18 protein-coding genes are annotated in these 18,447 nt (G+C 66.1%); 10 read left to right on the forward strand and 8 right to left on the reverse strand.

Going from position 1 to position 18,447, the window contains the following annotated elements:
* The first annotated feature begins 2 nt into the window (after positions 1-2).
* The 5 genes from AC1MEM_RS00205 to AC1MEM_RS00225 are packed head-to-tail and all read left to right on the forward strand — an operon-like array spanning position 3 to position 3,758.
* Positions 3-692, forward strand: coding sequence for a thiol:disulfide interchange protein DsbA/DsbL (locus AC1MEM_RS00205; protein WP_499474705.1), 690 nt, complete (start codon positions 3-5; stop codon positions 690-692).
* On the forward strand, positions 689-1,480 hold the full coding sequence (locus AC1MEM_RS00210) for an SDR family oxidoreductase (protein ID WP_499474706.1): 792 nt from the start codon (positions 689-691) through the stop codon (positions 1,478-1,480). The genes AC1MEM_RS00205 and AC1MEM_RS00210 overlap by 4 nt, the downstream gene beginning before the upstream one ends.
* Positions 1,477-2,271, forward strand: a complete 795-nt coding sequence (locus AC1MEM_RS00215; protein ID WP_499474707.1) for a biotin--[acetyl-CoA-carboxylase] ligase — start codon at positions 1,477-1,479, stop codon at positions 2,269-2,271. Before AC1MEM_RS00210 ends, AC1MEM_RS00215 begins: the two co-directional genes overlap by 4 nt.
* The gene (locus tag AC1MEM_RS00220; RefSeq protein WP_499474708.1) at positions 2,272-3,021 is read left to right on the forward strand and encodes a type III pantothenate kinase; all 750 of its coding nucleotides are present in this window, start codon (positions 2,272-2,274) and stop codon (positions 3,019-3,021) included.
* Positions 3,015-3,758, forward strand: a complete 744-nt coding sequence (locus tag AC1MEM_RS00225) for an SPOR domain-containing protein (RefSeq protein WP_499474709.1) — start codon at positions 3,015-3,017, stop codon at positions 3,756-3,758. Before AC1MEM_RS00220 ends, AC1MEM_RS00225 begins: the two co-directional genes overlap by 7 nt.
* 151 nt (positions 3,759-3,909) lie before the next feature.
* Here AC1MEM_RS00225 and AC1MEM_RS00230 read toward each other — a convergent pair whose 3' ends face one another.
* The 6 genes from AC1MEM_RS00230 to AC1MEM_RS00255 all read right to left on the reverse strand — a co-directional run bounded on the left by AC1MEM_RS00230 (position 3,910) and on the right by AC1MEM_RS00255 (position 11,077).
* Positions 3,910-4,935 carry a septal ring lytic transglycosylase RlpA family protein gene (locus tag AC1MEM_RS00230; protein WP_499474710.1) on the reverse strand — a complete coding sequence of 342 codons (1,026 nt, stop codon included), beginning with the start codon at positions 4,933-4,935 and terminating at the stop codon, positions 3,910-3,912.
* A gap of 10 nt (positions 4,936-4,945) precedes the next feature.
* Entirely contained in the window at positions 4,946-6,061 is a 1,116-nt protein-coding gene (gene rodA / locus AC1MEM_RS00235) for a rod shape-determining protein RodA (RefSeq protein WP_499474711.1), read from the reverse strand.
* A 3-nt stretch (positions 6,062-6,064) separates the two neighbouring features.
* Positions 6,065-8,119 carry a penicillin-binding protein 2 gene (gene mrdA / locus AC1MEM_RS00240; RefSeq protein ID WP_499474712.1) on the reverse strand — a complete coding sequence of 685 codons (2,055 nt, stop codon included), beginning with the start codon at positions 8,117-8,119 and terminating at the stop codon, positions 6,065-6,067.
* 43 nt (positions 8,120-8,162) lie between these two features.
* Entirely contained in the window at positions 8,163-8,681 is a 519-nt protein-coding gene (mreD, locus tag AC1MEM_RS00245; protein WP_499474713.1) for a rod shape-determining protein MreD, read from the reverse strand.
* Positions 8,681-9,910, reverse strand: coding sequence for a rod shape-determining protein MreC (gene mreC, locus AC1MEM_RS00250; protein ID WP_499474714.1), 1,230 nt, complete (start codon positions 9,908-9,910; stop codon positions 8,681-8,683). Before mreC ends, mreD begins: the two co-directional genes overlap by 1 nt.
* A 123-nt stretch (positions 9,911-10,033) precedes the next feature.
* The gene (locus AC1MEM_RS00255) at positions 10,034-11,077 is read right to left on the reverse strand and encodes a rod shape-determining protein (RefSeq protein WP_056338938.1); all 1,044 of its coding nucleotides are present in this window, start codon (positions 11,075-11,077) and stop codon (positions 10,034-10,036) included.
* A gap of 355 nt (positions 11,078-11,432) precedes the next feature.
* Here AC1MEM_RS00255 and gatC point away from each other — a divergent pair, with 355 nt between their 5' ends.
* The 5 genes from gatC (at position 11,433) to AC1MEM_RS00280 (ending at position 17,061) form a co-directional block, all read left to right on the forward strand.
* Complete coding sequence (gene gatC, locus AC1MEM_RS00260; protein ID WP_499474715.1) at positions 11,433-11,732, forward strand: Asp-tRNA(Asn)/Glu-tRNA(Gln) amidotransferase subunit GatC; 300 nt, start codon at positions 11,433-11,435, stop codon at positions 11,730-11,732.
* 40 nt (positions 11,733-11,772) lie between these two features.
* On the forward strand, positions 11,773-13,248 hold the full coding sequence (gatA, locus tag AC1MEM_RS00265) for an Asp-tRNA(Asn)/Glu-tRNA(Gln) amidotransferase subunit GatA (protein ID WP_499474716.1): 1,476 nt from the start codon (positions 11,773-11,775) through the stop codon (positions 13,246-13,248).
* A gap of 101 nt (positions 13,249-13,349) precedes the next feature.
* A complete protein-coding gene (gene gatB, locus AC1MEM_RS00270; protein WP_499474717.1) occupies positions 13,350-14,810 on the forward strand; it encodes an Asp-tRNA(Asn)/Glu-tRNA(Gln) amidotransferase subunit GatB in 1,461 nt (486 codons plus the stop codon).
* A gap of 611 nt (positions 14,811-15,421) precedes the next feature.
* Positions 15,422-15,709, forward strand: a complete 288-nt coding sequence (locus AC1MEM_RS00275) for a helix-turn-helix domain-containing protein (RefSeq protein WP_499474718.1) — start codon at positions 15,422-15,424, stop codon at positions 15,707-15,709.
* Entirely contained in the window at positions 15,706-17,061 is a 1,356-nt protein-coding gene (locus AC1MEM_RS00280; protein ID WP_499474719.1) for a HipA domain-containing protein, read from the forward strand. The genes AC1MEM_RS00275 and AC1MEM_RS00280 overlap by 4 nt, the downstream gene beginning before the upstream one ends.
* Positions 17,062-17,071: 10 nt before the next feature.
* Here the strand turns inward: AC1MEM_RS00280 and AC1MEM_RS00285 are convergent, their stop codons facing one another.
* Together AC1MEM_RS00285 and pyrE are read right to left on the reverse strand one after the other, a co-directional pair.
* Positions 17,072-17,746 carry a DUF6624 domain-containing protein gene (locus AC1MEM_RS00285; RefSeq protein WP_499474720.1) on the reverse strand — a complete coding sequence of 225 codons (675 nt, stop codon included), beginning with the start codon at positions 17,744-17,746 and terminating at the stop codon, positions 17,072-17,074.
* 4 nt (positions 17,747-17,750) lie between these two features.
* On the reverse strand, positions 17,751-18,413 hold the full coding sequence (gene pyrE / locus AC1MEM_RS00290; protein WP_499474721.1) for an orotate phosphoribosyltransferase: 663 nt from the start codon (positions 18,411-18,413) through the stop codon (positions 17,751-17,753).
* Positions 18,414-18,447 lie beyond the last annotated feature (34 nt).

Consider the following 18,447-nt stretch of genomic DNA (forward strand, 5'->3'; position numbering starts at 1 on the left):
TGATGAAAATGCTTCGCCGCCTGTTGTGCACTGCTGCTCTGCTGACCCTGAGTGGCGGCATTTTCGCCGCCCCGGCCGCCCCCGCGGCGCCGAAAGAAGGCGTGCAGTACAAGGTGCTGCCGCAGAAACTGGACACGCCGGCCGGCAAGCAGGTCGAAGTCATCGAGTTTTTTGCTTACTACTGCCCACACTGCAACGTGTTCGAGCCGCTGCTGGCCGACTGGGTGAAAAAGCAGGGCAATAACATCGTGTTCAAGCGCGTGCACGTGGCCGGCGGGGCGCGCGTGCTGCCGCAGCAGCGCCTCTTCTACGCACTCGACGCGCTCGGCCTGGTCGCGCAATACCACACCAAAGCCTTCGCCGCCATGCACCAGCAGGGCCTGCGCTTTGCCAACGACGAAGAAGTGATCGACTGGGCGGTTAAATCCGGCATCGACCGCGCCCGCTTCGTCGACGCCTACAACTCCTTCGGCGTGCAGGCCAAGGCGCGCCGCGCCGGCGCCATGATGAACGAGTACCAGGTCGACCACTGGCCGATGGTCGCCATCGACGGCCGCTTCCTCACCTCGCCTTCGATGGCGAACCCGGAAGACTCCCCGGCGCAGACCGAAGTCGAACAGCAGCAGGTCGCCCTGCAGGTGATGGACGCACTGGTCGAGAAAGCCAAGGCGGCCAAAGCGGACAAAAAATGACCGCGGCCGCTGGAGCCGACCGGGTCTTCATCACCGGCGCCTCGAGCGGCATCGGCGCGGCGCTGGCGCGCGAGTATGCGGCGCGCGGCGCCACCCTCGGCCTGGTAGCGCGGCGCGGCGAAGCGCTCGCCGCGCTGATCGCTTCCCTCCCCCATCCCGAACGCCATCGCAGCTATGCGCTCGATGTGCTCGACCACGCCGCGCTGGCCTGCGCGGCCCGCGACTTCCTGGCGGCGAACGGCGGTGCCGACATCGTCATCGCCAGCGCCGGCATTTCGCACGGCACCGTCACCGAACGGCCTGAAGACCTGGCCGTGTTCGAGGCCGTGCTCGCGACCAACGTGACCGCGACGGTCGCCACCTTCGCACCGTTTGTCGCACCGATGAAGGCGCAGGGCGGACCCTGCCGCCTGGTCGCCATCGGCAGCGTGGCCGGCGTGCGCGGCATGCGCGGCGCCGGCGCCTATTGCGCATCGAAAGCGGCGGTGCATGCCTGCTGCGAATCGCTGCGCCTCGAACTCCATGCGTCCAACATCCGCGTCGTGACGATCGCGCCCGGCTATATCGATACTCCCATGACCCGCAACAACCGTTTTCCCATGCCCTTCCTGATGCCGGCCGGGCGCTTTGCCGCGCAAGCCGTCCGCGCGATCGCGCGCGGCGACAGCTACCGCGTACTGCCCTGGCAGATGGGCATCGCCGCCCGACTCCTGCGCGCGCTGCCGAATGCCGTCTTCGACCGTTTGTTCGCGCGCGCCCCCACCAAACCGCGCAGGGAGGCCGCATGAATGCCGCCACCGCTTCCGCCATCACGGCGCTGTCGAAGGCTGCGCAGTCGGACCCAAGCCTTGCGGTCGAGGTGGTCGAGGAGACCGGCTCGACCAACGCCGACCTGCTGGCGCGCGCCGCCACGCTCGCGGGGCCCGTGCTGCTCGTTGCCCGCAACCAGACCGCCGGGCGCGGACGTGCCGGCCGCAGCTGGCTGTCGTCCAGCGAAGGCTCGCTGACCTTCTCGCTGGCCTGGCGTTTCGAAGGCGGGCTGCCCAGGCTCACCGGCCTGCCGCTGGCGGTCGGCGTGGCCCTGGCTGAAACCCTCGAGCGCCTCGGCGTGCAGGTGGGCCTGAAGTGGCCGAACGACGTGCTGCGCGACGGCGATAAACTGGCCGGCATCCTGATCGAAACGCAAAGCGCGCCCGCCGGCGGCGTCTGGGCCGTGATCGGCATCGGCCTGAACCTGGTCATGCCGGACGAACTCGAGGCGCAGATCGGGCGCAGCGTCGCGTCGCTGCCCTGGCTGGCACGGATGGACCGCGACGCGCTGCTGGCCGCCCTGCTGGATGGCCTGGCCGGCGCCTTGCGCGAATTCGAACGCGCCGGGTTTGGCGCCTTTGCCGCGCGCTGGAACCTGCGCCACGCCTGGCAGGGGCAAACCGTCACCGTGCTCGATGGCGGCGCCGTGCTGCACGAAGGCAGCGCCGCCGGCGTGGACGACGCCGGCCGCCTGCTGCTCGACACGCCGGATGGCCACATCGCGGTGCTGGCCGGCGACGTCTCGCTGCGCGCGAAAGGCGCTTCATAAATGCTGCTGCTGATCGATGCCGGCAATACGCGCGTGAAGTGGGCGCTGGCGGCGCCGGGCGCGCTGGCCGGCGAATGGCTGGAACTTGGCGCGGCCCTGCATGCCGACCTCGACGCCGCTGCCGCCGCCTGGCAGGGCCGCGGCGTGACGCGTGCGCTGGTCTCGAACGTGGCCGGCGCCGCCCTGCGCGAGCGCCTGGCCGGCCTCTTGCCCGGGATCGATACCGAATGGTTTGCCTCGAGCGCCGCCCGCGCGGGACTGGTGAACGGCTACCGCGAACCTGGACGCCTGGGCTGCGACCGCTTTGCCGCGGCGATCGGCGCGCGTGCGCTGGCGCCGGGACAGGCGCTGGTGGTGGCCACTGCCGGCACGGCGACGACGGTCGACGCGGTGTCGGCGGATGGCCGCTTCATCGGCGGCATGATCCTGCCGGGCCTGGCGCTGATGGCCGGCGCGCTGGCGAAAAACACCGCGCAGCTGCCGCAGGCCCTGCCCGGCGCGGCGCCGCCGCCGCTGTTCGCCGACAATACGAATGACGCGATCGTCTCGGGTTGCCTGTCGGCCCAGGCCGGCGCGATCGAACGCGCGGTCGCCGCCCAGGACGGCGCGCTGTGCATCCTGTCGGGCGGCGCGGCGCCGTATATCGCACCGGCGCTCAAGTGTGGGTACCGGACGGTCGATAATATCGTGCTGGTTGGCCTGCACGCAGTCGCGCTGGCTCCGATGCCGATGGGAGACAAGACGTGTTGAGATTCGTATTCTGGGCTTTGCTGTGCGCGAACGCGCTGCTGTTTGCCTACGGCCGCGGCTTCCTCGGCGGTGCCGAACCGGAACAGCGCGAGCCGGCGCGCCTGCGCAACCAGCTCGCCCCCGGCAAGCTGGTGCTGCTCACCGGCGCGCAGGCGCAGGCGATCGCGGACGCGGCGGCGCCGGCCGAAAGCGCGGCCGAAAGCGCGGCCGAGACGGCTGCGGCGGCCGAGGTTCCGGCGCCGCCGGCGCCCGCCGCCGCCCCCGCCGCGCCGGCGGTGGCCTGCGTCGAGACCGATGCCTTCGCGGCCTTTGAGGCGCGCCGCTTCGAGACGCGCCTGGCGCGCCTGGACCTCGGTGCGCGCCAGACCCGCCTGACGGTGCCCTTCCAGGAAGTGACCAGCCACCTGGTCTACCTGCCGCCGCAGGGCGGCAAGGAAGGCGCCGACCGCCGCACGGCGGAGCTGCGCGAGCGCGGCGTGACCAACTCCTTCGTGATGCAGGGCGAGTCGCCCTTGAAATGGGCGATTTCGCTGGGCGTGTTCAAGACCGAGACGGCTGCCCGGGCCGAAACGGCGCGCTTGACGAAACTGGGCGTGAGCAACGTGCGCGTCCTGCCGCGCGGGCCGCAGTCGCAGCGCTTTGCATACCGGTTCCGGGATATCGATACGGAGCTTCGCAGCCGGATCGTCAATGCCGGACGCGGGATGGAGGCGGCGGCTTTACACGTTTGCCGTTGATCCGTTTGTAACACGCGGTGGTGGTGTTCACGGGCACGAAAGCGTGGACTCGGGAGTCCACCCTACGTCCCCGCGATTCAAGCTTTTGCGAAGCGCTGTTGCGTCCACAAGTCCGTATACGTAGGGTGGACTCCTGAGTCCACGCGTTCAACTACCGCTTCACCACAATCGGCTTCAAGCCCAACTCCGACGGCAGCGCCTTCGCCGCCTGCTGCGCCTCCGCCCGCGTCCCGAATGGCCCGCCATACAAACGGTGCACCGAACCCGCCGGCGCCACCTCCAGGGTAGCGACCGCAAGCCCCGCCCCGGCCAGCTGGCGGCTCATTTCCTGTGCCTTGTCGGCGCGGCTGTAAGCCCCGAGCTGCAGCCAGAAGCCGGTCGTGGCAGCCGCCGTCGCGAGCCCCTGCGCCGGCGCCACCTTCACCGCGGCCGCGCTGCTTGAGCTCATCCGGTCTTCCAGCATCAACGCCGCAATGTCCGGCGGCGCCGGCGTGACGTCGAGCGCCTGCGCCTGCGAGGTGGCGGCGCGGCGCACCGTGGCCACCTGCGCCGGATCGGTTGGGAACAAACGCTCGATCTCGACTTCGTGGCTGCCCTTGCCCAGCAGGCCAAGCTTCAGTGCCGCCGTATACGACACGTCGACGATGCGGCTGGCGTGGAAAGGACCGCGGTCGTTGATGCGCACGATCACGGACCTGCCGGTCGTGGTGCTGGTGATGCGGGCGTAGGACGGGATCGGCAGCGTCGGATGCGCGGCCGTCATCTTGTACATGTCGTAGGGCTCGCCCGAGGAGGTGCGCTGGCCGTGGAATTTCACGCCATACCAGCTGGCCACGCCGCGCTGGGTAAACGGCTGTTCGTCCAGGATCGGGTTGTAGGTCTGGCCGAACACGGAATACGGACGGTTGGCCCACTTGGCGTAGGGCTCGGCGCGGACGATCGCGTCCGGTACCAGCTCCAGTCCGGGCGGGATGTCGCGCCCCGGGCCGTCGTCCTTGTAGTAGCCGCCGCGGCCGGAGCCGGCCGCCGGCAGCGCGATGTCGCCATCGTGCTTCGCCATCTTGTGATGCCAGGGCAGCGGGAGCAGGCTTTTACGTTCGCCGGTCGTTCCGCATCCGGTCATCAAGGCCGCGAGGGCGATGACCGCTGGGAGGTAGCTCGGAGCGGTCAATCGCATCCTCGTCCTTTCAGGTCTGCACCAGTTTCCGGTGCCTTTGTATGCTCATCAGGATGCCGGCGCCAAGGCCCAGCGTGATGAAGGCGGTGCCGCCGTAGCTCATGAACGGCAGCGGAACCCCCACCACGGGCAGGATGCCGCTCACCATGCCCATGTTGACAAACGCATACGTGAAGAAAATCATCGTGATCGCCCCGGCCAGCAGCCGGGTGAACAGATTCGGTGCGTTCGCCGCGATCATCATGCCGCGGCCGATCAGCAGCAGATAGATTACCAAAAGAAATAGGTTTCCGACCAGTCCAAATTCTTCCGAATACACCGAGAACAGGAAGTCGGTCGTTTGTTCAGGCACGAATTCGAGCTGGCCCTGCGTGCCTTTTCCATAACCTTTGCCCATCACGCCGCCCGAACCGATCGCAATCGTCGACTGGATGATGTGGAAGCCCTTGCCGAGCGGGTCGGAGGTGGGGTCGATCAGGGTCATGATGCGCTCGCGCTGGTAGTCGTGCAGCATCGACCAGGCGACCGGCATGCTGGCCGCGCCCGCCACGGCGAGCCCGATCAGCACTTTCCACGACAGGCCGGCCAGGAACAGGACATAGAAGCCCGAGGCGCCGACCAGCAGCGCGGTGCCGAGGTCGGGCTGCTTGGCGATCAGCGCGAACGGCACCACCAGCAGCACCGCCGCCACCGCGAACGACTTCCAGCTCCCCACCCTCGCCCGGTTCTGGAAATACCAGGCCAGCATCAGCGGCGTGGCGATCTTCATGATCTCGGAAGGCTGGATGTCGACGCCCACGTGCAGCCAGCGCCGGGCGCCCTTCTTGACGATCCCGAACAGCGTCACGGCAACGAGCAGCGTGATGCCGAAGGTGTAGATCGGCACCGCCAGGCGCATCAGCGTTTGCGGCGGCACCAGGGCCGCCATCCACATGACGAAGAAGGCGAGCACGAAATTACGCATCTGGGATTCGACGCGGCCCGGGAATTCGGCGCCGGCCGAGGACATCGTGATCACGCTGGTGGTCAGCAGCACGAACAGGACCATCGCCAGCGGCCAGTCGAATACGGTGAAATACGGCTTGAGCCGGCGGCTGAGGGACCGCCGCTCGGGGTAATAGGCCATCTGTTACTCCTTGGTGGGTGCCGGTGCGACGAGCGCGGCGGGTGCTGCGGCTGGGCCGCGCGGCGCCGCGGCCGGCGCGCGCGGCGGCGCTACTGCGGCGGGAACGCCAGCCGGCGCCTGGGCCTGCGGCGCCGGGCCGGCGTGCGCGGCGGTGACGACCGGCTTGGCGCCGGGAGCGCCTTCGGCCGGCTTCGGCGGTGCCGGGCGCTTGCCGAGCAGGTAGTAGTCGAGCGCTTTGCGCGCGATCGGCGCGGCCGCGGCCGCACCGAAACCCGCATTCTCGACCACCAGAGCAACGGCGATGCGCGGCTTGTCGGCCGGCGCGAATGCCGTAAACAGGGCGTTGTCGCGGTGGCGCTCGTCGATTGCATGGGCGTTGTATTTGCCGCCCTTCAGGCCGATCACCTGGGCGGTACCGGACTTGCCCGCGACGACATAGCCGGCGTTGGCAAACGCCCGCACGCCGGTGCCGCCGGCTTCGGTCGTGACGCCCACCATCGCGTTCTTGATGAAGTCGATGTTTTCCTGCTTGAGCGGGATGCGCCGGCTTTCCTTCGGTACCGTGAGCGTGCGCTGGCGCGTGGCGCCGTCCTCGATCAGTTTCACCAGGTGCGGCTTCATCACGACGCCGTTGTTGGCCAGGTTGGCCACCGCGTGCGCCATCTGGATTACCGTATAGTTGTTGAAGCCCTGGCCGATGCTGATCGAGATGGTGTCGCCGCCGACCCACTTCTGCGCCGCGCGGTTGCGCTTGAAGCGCTCGGCCTTCCACTCTTTCGAGGGCAGCACGCCGATTTTCTCGTGCTCGAGGTCGATCCCCGTCTGGGAACCGAAGCCGAACGGCGCCATGAAGTCGTGGATGGCGTCGATGCCCAGGTCGTTGCCGAGCTGGTAGTAATAGGTGTCGCACGAGACGACGACCGAGCGGTGCAGGTCGACATAGCCGTGGCCGCCCTTCACGTCGTCGTTGAAGCGGTGGCCGCCGAGCATGAAGAAGCCCGGGTCCTGGATGCCGTGGCTCTTGTCGCGCTTGCCCAGTTCGAGTGCCGCCAGCGCCATGAAGGGCTTGAAGGTCGAACCGGGCGGATAGGTGCCCGACAGCGGACGGTTCATCAGCGGCTTGTCCAGCGAGGTATTGAGTTCGTTCCAGCTCTGGGCGTCGATGCCGTCGACGAACAGGTTGGGGTCGAAGCCCGGACGCGAGACATAGGCCAGCACGTCGCCGGTCTCGGGATCGATCGCGACCAGGGCGCCGCGCTGGTCGCCGAAGGCTTCCTCGACCACTTTCTGCAGTTCGATATCGACCGACAGGATCAGGTTGCTGCCCGGGACCGGCGGACGGCGCGACAGCGTGCGGATCGCGCGTCCGCCGGCCGAGCGCTCGACTTCCTCGTAGCCGGTGGTGCCGTGCAGCTGGCGCTCGTACTTCTTTTCCAGGCCTTCCTTGCCGATGTAGTCGGTGCCGTTGTAGTTGGCGGCGTCGTCGCTTTCCTCGATCACTTCGGCTTCGCGCGTGTTGATGCGGCCGATGTAGCCGACCACGTGCGACGCGATCTCGCCCAGCGGGTATTGGCGGAACAGGCGCGCCTGCACCTCCACGCCCGGGAAGCGGAAACGCTGCGCAGTGAAGCGCGCCACCTCGTCGTCGGTCAGGCGGGTGCGCAGCGGCACGCTGGCGAAGCTGCGCGACTCTTCCAGCAGGCGCTTGAAGCGCTTGCGGTCCTTCGCTTCGATCGCCACCAGCTTGGCCAGCTCGTCGATCACCGAGTCCATGCTGGCCTGCAGCTTGGAGGGCGTGATCTCGAGCGTGTAGGCCGAGTAGTTGCGCGCCAGGACGACGCCGTTGCGGTCGACGATCAGGCCGCGATTGGGCACGATCGGCACCAGCGCGATACGGTTGTCCTCGGCCTGGGCATGGTATTTGTCGTGCTGGACGACCTGCAGCCAGACGAAGCGCGCGACCAGGGCGCCGAAGCACAGGAACACCATCACCACCAGCACCGTCAGGCGCAGGCGGAAGCGGTGGATCTCGCGGTCGCTGTCTTTAATCTCGGTCATTACTGCATTCGGTCATTACTGCGGTCATCGTACTGCCAGGGCATCAGATCGGGCGGGTATGGTCGCGGTCGACGGCACGGCGCTGCGGCGCCAGCAGCAGCCAGGTGATGACCGGCCACAGGGCGACGGCGACGGCGCTTTCGATGAAGTGCAGCCAGCCGGTGAAGCGGCCGGTGGCGAAGAAGTGCACGAAGGTCTGGATCGCCTGCGCCAGCAACAGCAACGGGAACACGTGCATGGCCTGGGTCAGCACCGGGAACCACAGCACGCGGCGGTGGATCATCGTTGCGACGTAGCACAGCAGCGTATAGGCCAGCGCGTTTTCGCCCAGCAGCGTGGCATCGTGCACGTCCATCAGCAGGCCCATGGCGAAGGCGACGCCGATGCCGACCTTGCGCGGCTGGTGGATGGCCCAGAAGACCAGCACCAGCGCGACGAAATCGGGCGCGCCGGTCCACTGGCCCCAGGGCAGCAGGTTGAGCATGAAGGCGCAGGTCATGCTGAACGCGATGAACAGCGGGCTGACCGGCAGCAGGATGTAGTTGGGACGTGCTCCGGGCATTACGCGCCCTCCTTGCGAGTCGCCGACGGGACCGGCGCGGTGGTGGCGGCCGACGGCGGCGTGGCCGGGCGCGCGGCGCCGGTGGCGGCCGGCGGGTTGGCGGCGGGCGTCGTGGCCGGCTGCGTACCCGCGCCGGCCGGACGCGGTGTCCCGGCGGGTGCGGTGGCGCGTGGCGCGACGGCGCCGCCGGCGGCAGGCGCCGCCGGTGCGGTAGCGGCCGGCGCGGGGGCACCGGTGCCGGCGGGACTGTTCGCGCCGGGCTGGGCCGGCACGCCCTGCGCCGGCAGCGGCGCGGCCGCCAGCGGCGGCGTCGGGACCGGTTCCATCTTCGGCAGGTTGCGGCGGCCGGCGCCGTGCGCCGGCGGCGCCGGTGGATCTGCCGGACGCGGTTCGTGCGCCGCCCCCGACATCACGATCAGGAGCTGGCGGTTGCGGTCGACGCCGCCCAGCGGCTGGCAGACCACGCGGCCAAAGGCGCCGCCGGCGACCTTCTCGACCTGCGCCACTTTGGCCACCGCGAGGCCGGCCGGATACATGCCGTCCAGGCCCGAGGTGACGATCACGTCGCCTACCTGGATGTCGGCGTCGGGCGCCACGAAACGCAGGTCGAGCAGGCCGGAGCGCCCGCGGCCGTAGGCGATGCTGCGCAGGCCCGAGCGCAGCACCTGCACGGGAATGGCTTGCTCCTTGTCGGTCAGGAGCGTGACTTCGGACGTAAACGGGAAGACGCGCGTAACCTGGCCGATGACGCCGGCGTTGTCGATCACCGGCAGGCCGGGCTGCACGCCGTTGCGGCTGCCGCGGTCGAGGACGATGCGGCGGGTCGAGGGATCGCGCGCGTCGTACAGGATCTCGCCCATGATCGACTGCACCGGCAGGTGCTCGCGCGCGTCGAGCAGGCGCCGCAGGTGGGCGTTCTCGGCCATCTGGAGCTGGGCCTGCTGCATCGACTGGGCCTGGGCCACCTGCTGGTTCTTGAGGTCGCGCACTTCGTTCTGCAGGCTGGAAAGCGAGGAAAAATAGCCGCCCATGCTGGCGGCGGCGTCACGCGGCATCAGCGCGGCCATCTGCAGCGGATAGAGCACGGTGGCGGCCACCTGGCGCACGGTGTTGAGCACGTGCATGCGCGCGTCGACCACCAGCAGCACCAGCGATACCAGTGCGAAGACCGTCACCTTCACCCGTGCGGGGGCGCCCTGTTTGAAAAGCGGCGGAGGACTGTAATCCATGAATCTCAGTGTTGACGGCCTAGATATTCAGCCGCGGACAATCAGCGCGGGCAGGCGGCCGGCTTTGCGCCGGTCCGCCTGCCCAGGGTCTTGCACATCGAGCCGGGGCTGCTTCTCGTCTGTTTACTCGTACGAGAAAATCGAGCCCAGCTTGTCATTGTGTTCCAGCGCCATGCCCGAGCCGCGCACCACGCAGGTCAGCGGGTCTTCGGCCACCAGCACCGGCAGGCCGGTCTCTTCCATCAGCAGGCGATCGAGGTCGCGCAGCAGCGCGCCGCCACCGGTCAGCATCATGCCCTTCTCGGCGATGTCGGCGCCCAGTTCCGGCGGCGTCTGCTCGAGTGCGTTCTTGACGGCCGAGACGATGTTGTTCAGCGGGTCGGTCAGCGCTTCCAGGATCTCGTTGGACGAGATGGTGAACGCGCGCGGGATGCCTTCGGACAGGTTGCGGCCCTTGACTTCCATTTCCTTCACTTCCGAACCCGGGAAGGCCGAACCGATGGCCTTCTTGATCGCTTCGGCGGTCTGTTCGCCGATCAGCATGCCGTAGTTGCGGCGGATGTAGTTGACGATGGCTTCGTCGAACTTGTCGCCGCCGACGCGCACCGAACCCTTGTACACCATGCCGCCCAGCGAGATGATGCCCACTTCGGTGGTGCCGCCGCCGATGTCGACCACCATCGAGCCGGTCGCATCCGACACCGGCAGGCCTGCGCCTATTGCGGCGGCCATCGGCTCCTCGATCAGGTAGACCTGCGAGGCACCGGCGCCGAGGGCCGATTCGCGGATCGCACGGCGCTCGACCTGGGTCGAACCGCAGGGCACGCAGATGATGATGCGCGGCGACGGACGGAAGAATTTCGAATCGTGCACCATGCGGATGAACTGCTTGAGCATCTCTTCGGTGACGGTGAAGTCGGCGATGACGCCGTCCTTCATCGGGCGGATCGCCTCGATATTGCCCGGCACCTTGCCCAGCATCTGCTTGGCCTTTTTACCGACCGCCTGGATCGTCTTCTTGCCGTTCGGGCCGCCCTGCTGGCGGATCGCGACGACCGATGGCTCGTCCAGCACGATGCCCTGGCCGCGCACATAGATCAGCGTGTTGGCGGTACCGAGGTCGATGGCCAGGTCGTTCGAAAAATAACTGCGTAAAGAACCAAACATGTGTGTCCTGATGCGCGAAAGCCGCGCGTAAACTATTGATCGGGAGTCCTCGCCGCGTCGGCCCTGCCTGCGCCCGGCGGTCTTGTCGTACTGCCTGTCTCGGACAGGCTCTCGTGCAGGGGCCGCGCTCATTCGGCGCCGACCACGCATTAGCCCGCCATTCTACCTTATAATTTGCCGATTAAACGCTGAAAACAGGGGGTTTTACCCCTCAGTTCCTGAAGCGAGATCGACGGTATTAGCAAGGTTTTATCGACCGTAGCACGCTGTTCATCAGCCTGCGGCGACCAGCGCACTGCGATTCCGTTATCCGCCCAACCACATTTTGAACGCGGCCCGCGCCGCGCTTTTTGCCATGTCCCTGACTCTTTCAGACGTAAAACGCATCGCCAACCTGGCGCAGCTCGATATGGACGATGCCCACGCCGAGACCGCACTGGGCGAGTTGAACGGCATCTTCGCCCTGGCCGAACAAATGCAGGCGGTCGACACCAGCGGTGTTGCGCCCTTGTCGCATCCGATCGCCGCGATCCTGGCGCTGCCGCTGCGCCTGCGCGACGACGTGGTCACGGAAGAAAACCACCGCGACGACTACCAGGCGCCCGCCCCGAAAGCCCAGGACGGCCTGTACCTGGTGCCGAAGGTCATCGAGTAAGCCCGCCTCCACGAACACGCATCCAGGAAATTTAGGCACCATGCATAACAAGACCATCAAAGAACTGTCCGCGCTGCTGCAGGCGAAACAGGTGTCGAGCGTCGAACTGACGCGCCACTTCCTCGACCGCATCGCGGCGAGCGGCCACAACGCCTTCCTGCACGTCGACCCGGCCCTGTCGCTGGCCCAGGCGGCAGCGGCCGATACGCGTATCGCCGAAGGCAGCGCCGGTCCGCTGACCGGCGTGCCGATCGCCCATAAGGATATCTTCGTCACGCGCGACTGGCGCACGACTGCCGGCTCGAAAATGCTGGCCAATTACGTCAGTCCTTTTGACGCGACCGTCGTCGACCGCTTCAATGCAGCCGGCATGGTCACGCTCGGCAAAGTCAACTGCGACGAATTCGCGATGGGCTCGGCCAACGAGAACTCGGCCTTCGGTCCCGTGAAAAATCCATGGGACGCGCTGGCGGTGCCGGGCGGCTCCTCGGGCGGCTCGGCCGCCGCGATCGCCGCGCGCCTTGCGCCGGCGGCAACGGCCACCGACACCGGCGGCTCGATCCGCCAGCCGGCCGCCTTCTGCGGCGTCACCGGCATCAAGCCGACCTATGGCCGCGTGTCGCGCTTCGGCATGATCGCCTTCGCTTCCTCGCTCGACCAGGGCGGCCCGATGGCCCAGACGGCGGAAGATTGCGCCCTGCTGCTGAACGAAATGGTCGGCCACGACACCCGCGATTCGACCAGCCTGACGCCTGAACAGGGCAACCCGCACGAAGATTTTACGCGCGACCTGGACAAGCCCCTGACTGGCCTGCGCATCGGCGTACCGTCGGAATACTTCGGCGAAGGCCTGGCGGCCGACGTGGAAGCCGCCGTGCGCGCCGCGCTCGATCAATTCGTGGCCCTGGGTGCGGTGTTGGTTGATATTTCGCTCCCTAAAACGGCGCTGTCGATCCCGACCTACTACATCATTGCGCCGGCGGAAGCCTCGTCGAACCTGTCGCGCTTCGACGGCGTGCGCTACGGCCACCGCGCCAGCGAGTACAAGGACCTGGCGGACATGTACAAGAAAACGCGCGCCGAAGGTTTCGGCCGCGAAGTCCAGCGCCGCATCATGGTCGGCACCTATGTGCTCTGCCATGGCTACTACGACGCCTATTATGTGCAGGCGCAAAAGATCCGCCGCCTGATCGCCGACGACTTCCAGGCCGCCTTTGCCGACAAATGCGACGTGATCATGGGCCCGGTCGCGCCGACGGTGGCATGGGACGCGGGGTCGAAAACGAACGACCCGGTCGCCAACTACCTGGCCGACATTTTTACTTTGTCGACCAGCCTGGCCGGCCTGCCCGGCATGTCGATCCCCTGCGGTTTCGGCAGCGGCGAAAAGAACGGCAAGCGTCCGGTCGGCCTGCAAATCATCGGCAATTATTTCAGCGAAGCGAAGCTGCTGAACGTCGCCCACCAGTACCAGCAAGCCACCGACTGGCACGCGCGCGCCCCGGCCGATATCTAAGCAAGGGACGTAGGGTGGGCGGGGGATTTCAGTCCGGGGGACTAAAATCCCGCCCACGCGTTCAACCAGTGCTTGAACAGAGAATACAAAGAGAGAACACCATGCAATGGGAAGTCGTCATCGGTCTTGAGAACCACGTCCAGCTCACGACCAATTCGAAAATCTTCAGCGGCAGCTCGATCCAGTTCGGCGCCGAGCCGAACACGCAGGCGAGCCCCGTGGACCTGGCCCTGCCGGGCGTGCTGCCCGTGATGAACAAGGGCGCCGTCGAGCGCGCGATCCGCTTCGGCCTGGCGGTCGGCGCAACGATCGCGCCGCAGTCGGTCTTCGCCCGTAAAAACTATTTTTACCCCGACCTGCCGAAGGGCTACCAGATCAGCCAGTTCGAAGACCCGGTGGTCCAGGGCGGCACGATCACCTTCGGCTACGAGAAAGACGGCAAGCTCGAAACGAAAACCGTCAACCTGACCCGCGCCCACCTCGAGGAAGACGCCGGCAAATCGCTGCACGAAGACTACGCGGGCATGACCGGCATCGACCTGAACCGCGCCGGCACGCCGCTGCTGGAAATCGTCTCCGAGCCGGAAATGCGCAGCGCGAACGAAGCAGTCGCCTACGCCAAGGCCTTGCACGGCCTGGTGATGTGGCTCGGCGTCTGCGACGGCAACATGCAGGAAGGTTCCTTCCGCTGCGACGTCAACGTCTCCGTGCGTCCGATGGGCCAGCAGGAATTCGGCACCCGCTGCGAGATCAAGAACCTGAACTCCTTCCGCTTCATGGAAGAGGCGATCCACTACGAAGTGCGGCGCCAGATCGAGCTGATCGAAGACGGCGGCAAGGTCCAGCAAGCGACCCGCCTGTGGGACCCGGACAAGAAGGAAACCCGCGCCATGCGCTCGAAAGAGGACGCGCAGGACTACCGCTACTTCCCGGACCCGGACCTGCCGCCCTTGATGATTTCCGAAGACTGGATCGAGCGCGTGCGCGCCGACATGCCGGAACTGCCGGAAGCCATGCGCGCGCGCTTCACCGGCGACTACGGCCTGCCGGAATACGACAGCCTGATCCTCACCTCCTCGCAGGGCATGGCGAATTATTACGAAGCCGTGGTGGCCAAGGCCGGCAAGGAGAACGCGAAAGCGATCGCCAACTGGATGATGGGCGACGTCTCGTCGACCCTGAACCGCGAAGGCGTCGACATCCTTGAGTCGCCGGTCGAAGCGTCGCAGCTGGCGCTGCTGATCAGGCGCATCGCCGACGGCACGATCTCGAACAAGGCCGGCAAGGAAGTGTTTGCGGCGATGTGGGAAGCCAAATCGCTCGACGAAAACCTGGCTGATACCGTGATCGAACAAAAAGGCCTGAAGCAGATTTCGGACACCGGCGCGCTGGAAGCGATCGTCGACGAAGTGCTGGCGGCGAACGCCAAGTCGGTCGAGCAGTACCGCGCCGGCAAGGAAGCGGCGATCAACGCGCTGATCGGCCAGACCATGAAGGCGTCGAAGGGCAAGGCAAATCCGGCGCAGGTGACGGAGCTGCTCAAGAAGAAGCTGGCGGGCTGATTAGTCCATCTCAACAAAAAACCGGAGCATGCTCCTAATGGTGTTCAGTTAAGCTAAAAAGGCCGCTTCGATTCGCATCGGAGCGGCCTTTTTTGTTGGCTCTTGAAGACGGCGTCGGATGGCAACGCTCGATATGGCGCGATCCGTAGGGTGGACTCTTGAGTCCACGCGGCCGTACCCTTGCATACCCCAGCGCTTGCGAACAACGCTTGACGTATGCTCCTTGAACTTTGCGTTCGTTTCGATGTGCATGCGTAGTACCGCGTGGAGTCATTGAAGCCGGGGGCTTCAATGACGAGTCCACCCTACGGACCGCGAAACTCAGGCTGCGCGACGCTGCTCAGTACGGCGAAAAATGGTCGCACCGAGCTTAACTGAACGGCATTAGAGCATGCTCCGGTTTTTTTACGCTTCAACTATGAAGCGCCCTTGCCTGTTTCGGAATATCAGAAGATTCAGCAACCCTGGGTACTTTGCCCGACTTATTTCGGAATTTCAGAAATACACGCTCCAAAATCAACAAATTTGGATAAATTTCGGAATTTCAGAAATTTTGTTATATATCAGCGTATCCTTGCCATATTTTCTGAATATCCGAAACAGGACAGACCATGGAAGCTATTCCTACTCTTCTGATAGCGCCCGATGCATTGGGACCTCTGGTACGCCAGCGTCGCCGTGCGCAGAACTTGCGTATCGATGACGCTGCCGGACTTCTCGGCGTATCCGTTGATCTGATGTCGCGGCTGGAAAATGGTCAAGGCAGCGTACGCCTGGACAAGGCAATGGCAGTCCTCGACGGCCTCGGGCTGGCATTGCTCGTCGTACCCAAGGAGCACCCCTGGGCTCACCTCGCCCGCTCGACGCCGGTCTTACGCGAGCCAGGGGAGACCCGGTGAACTTCGTGCTTGAGGTCTTCGCTGACGAGCGCTTGATGGCGCACATTGGACATGACGCCATGGGGGATGTGTGGTCGCTGGCCTATGTCCACGACTGGCTCGACGATCCGCAAGCGTTTCCCTTGTCGCCATCCTTGCCGCTCGCACCACCTGGGCAAGGCCATGATTCCCGTTCGATCAAGCGCTTCATCGAACACTTGCTGCCGGAAGGGCATGTACTGGATGTCGCTATTGCAGCCAATGGCCTGGCCAGGTCCAATGTATTCGGCCTGATCCGCGCACTCGGCCAGGAAACCGCCGGCGTATTGCGCTTCCGGGACGCGCAGGAAGGCATTGCTGCGGCTCCTGCCGCGCACGCGCTGCGCGAAATCCCGATCGCGGAACTGGATGCGCGCATTGCCGACCGCAACATGCCGTTCACGGTGTGGGACGGCAAAGTGCGCATGTCGGTCGCAGGGGTACAAGACAAGCTGCTGGTCTACCTCGACGCTCCGCCGGAACAGGGCGGACGGCTGTTCCTGGTCGAAGGTCCGCGCCTGGCATCGACCCATATTCTCAAACCCGATCTCGGCCATCTTAAGCTGCCGCACCTCGCGGTGAACGAACACTTCTGCATGACGCTTGCCCGCCGCATCGGCTTGCCGGGGGCGGAAGTACACTTGCTGCGGACACCCCGCCCCGTGCTCGTCGTACGCCGGTTCGACCGTATCGTGCAGAAGCAGGAGGAAGAAATCCGGGTCGCGCGGCGCCACATGGTCGACGCTTGCCAAGCCTGCGATTTGCCGGTCAATTTCAAATACGAGCGCAATTACGGGAAACAGGATGCAGTACGCGATATCCGGGAAGGCATGAGCTTCGAGCGCCTGTTCGGCCTTGGCGAGCTGACAGCCAACAAGGCCCAGGCCAAGCTGGCGATGCTGCACTGGGCACTCTTCCAGTTCCTGATCGGGAACAGCGATGCGCACGGCAAGAACTTTTCGTTTTTTGTCGGCCCTGGAGGCTATCTCGAACCGACGCCCTGGTACGACCTGGTCAGCGTCGTCCAATATCCGCACTTCGATAACGACCTGGCCATGGCATTCGGCGATACATTCACGTTGGACGAGGTCACGCCATTTGCCCTCGCCGACTTTGCAGGACGCTGCGGCATCGACCGCAAGCTGATGCGGCGCGAGGCGCAGCGCCTGGCGAATGCGGCCAATACCGCAGCTGTCGAACTGGCGCGTTCGAACGACTACCGGGATGATGAACGCGCGTTCGTCACGCAGGTGGCGGCCTTCATCGGCAGGCAAGCAAGCCGCCTGGCGGACCTGGCGCGCGAAGCGGCGACGATTCCTGCCGGCTTGCTTTGATCGCGCCTGCTTAGCGCTTCCTCGCCTCGCTCATCATGCACACATAATCCGCCAGCGGCATCACGCCCAGTGCGCGCCGGTTCGCCTCGACGGCCTGCACGCTCGCCTCGTCCGGCAAACCGAAGTGTGGCGTGGCCCATTCTTCGGGCGGGAACTGGGTGCCGTAGCGCTGTGGCTTGCCCTGCGCTTTCAGGACACGGTCGGTAAAGCGTGCCAGGTCGCTCAAGGGCAGCTCGCCCTGCGCCGCGCGCTGCTCCATCACGGGCAACAGCGCCGCCTGGAATTTCGGCGCGCGGTCGGCGTGCTGGGCCAGCAGCCAGGCATCCTTGACGCCGCGCTCGCCGACCTGGCCCGCTGTCGGGAAATCCTGGGCGCGCACCAGCGCGTACAGCCAGCGGATATTCTCGTCGTCGATGTCGAGGACCGCGCGTTGCGCATCGCGGTCCTTGCGGTCGGCGAGCATGGCGATGCGCGCCTTCTGGTCGCGCGCGGCGCGTTCGGCCAGTTCGGCGCGCAATGGGGGATTGGTGAAGCTGCGTGCCGCATCGCGCTGGACCCGCGCTTCATCCGATTCCTGCGGATGGGCCGTGGCCCAGGCCGCGGCGCCGGGGCATGGCGCGCCCTCGGCGGCCAGCGACAGCACAGGCCACAGCAGCGCCATCGCGGCGGCAGCCCAGCGCTTCACTGGCTCAGACGCCGTAGCGCGTCCGGTATGCCGCCACCGCATCCTTGTGCTGGCCGAGCTGCGCACCTGCAGCGTCACCGGACAGGTAAGCAAACAGGTCATCGAGGCTGGCGATCGAGATCACGGGGATGCCGAACTCGCGCGCCACTTCCTGCACGGCCGAGTTCTCGGACAGCGCGCCGTCCTTGCCCGAGCGCTCCATGCGGTCGAGCGCGATCAGCACGGCGGCCGGTTCGGCGCCGGCGGCGCGGATCATGGTGACCGATTCGCGCACCGAGGTGCCGGCCGAGATCACGTCGTCGACGATGACGACTTTGCCTTTCAAGCCGGCGCCGACGATGGTGCCGCCTTCGCCGTGGTCCTTGGCTTCCTTGCGGTTGTAAGCGTAGGACGTGTTGCGCCCTTTGCCGGCGAGGGCGACGGCAGTGGCGGACGCCAGCGTGATGCCCTTGTAGGCGGGGCCGAACAGCATGTCGAATTCGACGCCGGAGTCGAGCAGGGTCTGGGCGTAGAACTGTGCCAGCTGGCCCAGCGTCGCGCCGTCGTGGAACAGGCCGGCGTTGAAGAAGTACGGCGAGAGCCGTCCTGCCTTGGTGGTGAACTCACCGAATTTCAGTACTCCGGTCTCGACCGAAAACGCAATAAACTCCTGGCGCAGATTGTTCACGCAGCTCTCCCTCTGTTTCGAAAGCACGTATTTT

Source organism: Telluria sp. AIW5 (assembly GCF_056680575.1).

Excerpts from the sequence above, each read along its gene's own strand:
- AC1MEM_RS00205 (WP_499474705.1), top strand. The coding sequence starts at position 3 with ATGAAAATGCTTCGCCGCCTGTTGTGCACTGCTGCTCTGCTGACCCTG.
- AC1MEM_RS00210 (WP_499474706.1), top strand. The coding sequence starts at position 689 with ATGACCGCGGCCGCTGGAGCCGACCGGGTCTTCATCACCGGCGCCTCG.
- AC1MEM_RS00215 (WP_499474707.1), top strand. The coding sequence starts at position 1,477 with ATGAATGCCGCCACCGCTTCCGCCATCACGGCGCTGTCGAAGGCTGCG.
- AC1MEM_RS00220 (WP_499474708.1), top strand. The coding sequence starts at position 2,272 with ATGCTGCTGCTGATCGATGCCGGCAATACGCGCGTGAAGTGGGCGCTG.
- AC1MEM_RS00230 (WP_499474710.1), bottom strand. The coding sequence starts at position 4,935 with ATGCGATTGACCGCTCCGAGCTACCTCCCAGCGGTCATCGCCCTCGCG.
- rodA (WP_499474711.1), bottom strand. The coding sequence starts at position 6,061 with ATGGCCTATTACCCCGAGCGGCGGTCCCTCAGCCGCCGGCTCAAGCCG.
- mrdA (WP_499474712.1), bottom strand. The coding sequence starts at position 8,119 with ATGACCGAGATTAAAGACAGCGACCGCGAGATCCACCGCTTCCGCCTG.
- mreD (WP_499474713.1), bottom strand. The coding sequence starts at position 8,681 with ATGCCCGGAGCACGTCCCAACTACATCCTGCTGCCGGTCAGCCCGCTG.
- mreC (WP_499474714.1), bottom strand. The coding sequence starts at position 9,910 with ATGGATTACAGTCCTCCGCCGCTTTTCAAACAGGGCGCCCCCGCACGG.
- AC1MEM_RS00255 (WP_056338938.1), bottom strand. The coding sequence starts at position 11,077 with ATGTTTGGTTCTTTACGCAGTTATTTTTCGAACGACCTGGCCATCGAC.
- gatC (WP_499474715.1), top strand. The coding sequence starts at position 11,433 with ATGTCCCTGACTCTTTCAGACGTAAAACGCATCGCCAACCTGGCGCAG.
- gatA (WP_499474716.1), top strand. The coding sequence starts at position 11,773 with ATGCATAACAAGACCATCAAAGAACTGTCCGCGCTGCTGCAGGCGAAA.
- gatB (WP_499474717.1), top strand. The coding sequence starts at position 13,350 with ATGCAATGGGAAGTCGTCATCGGTCTTGAGAACCACGTCCAGCTCACG.
- AC1MEM_RS00275 (WP_499474718.1), top strand. The coding sequence starts at position 15,422 with ATGGAAGCTATTCCTACTCTTCTGATAGCGCCCGATGCATTGGGACCT.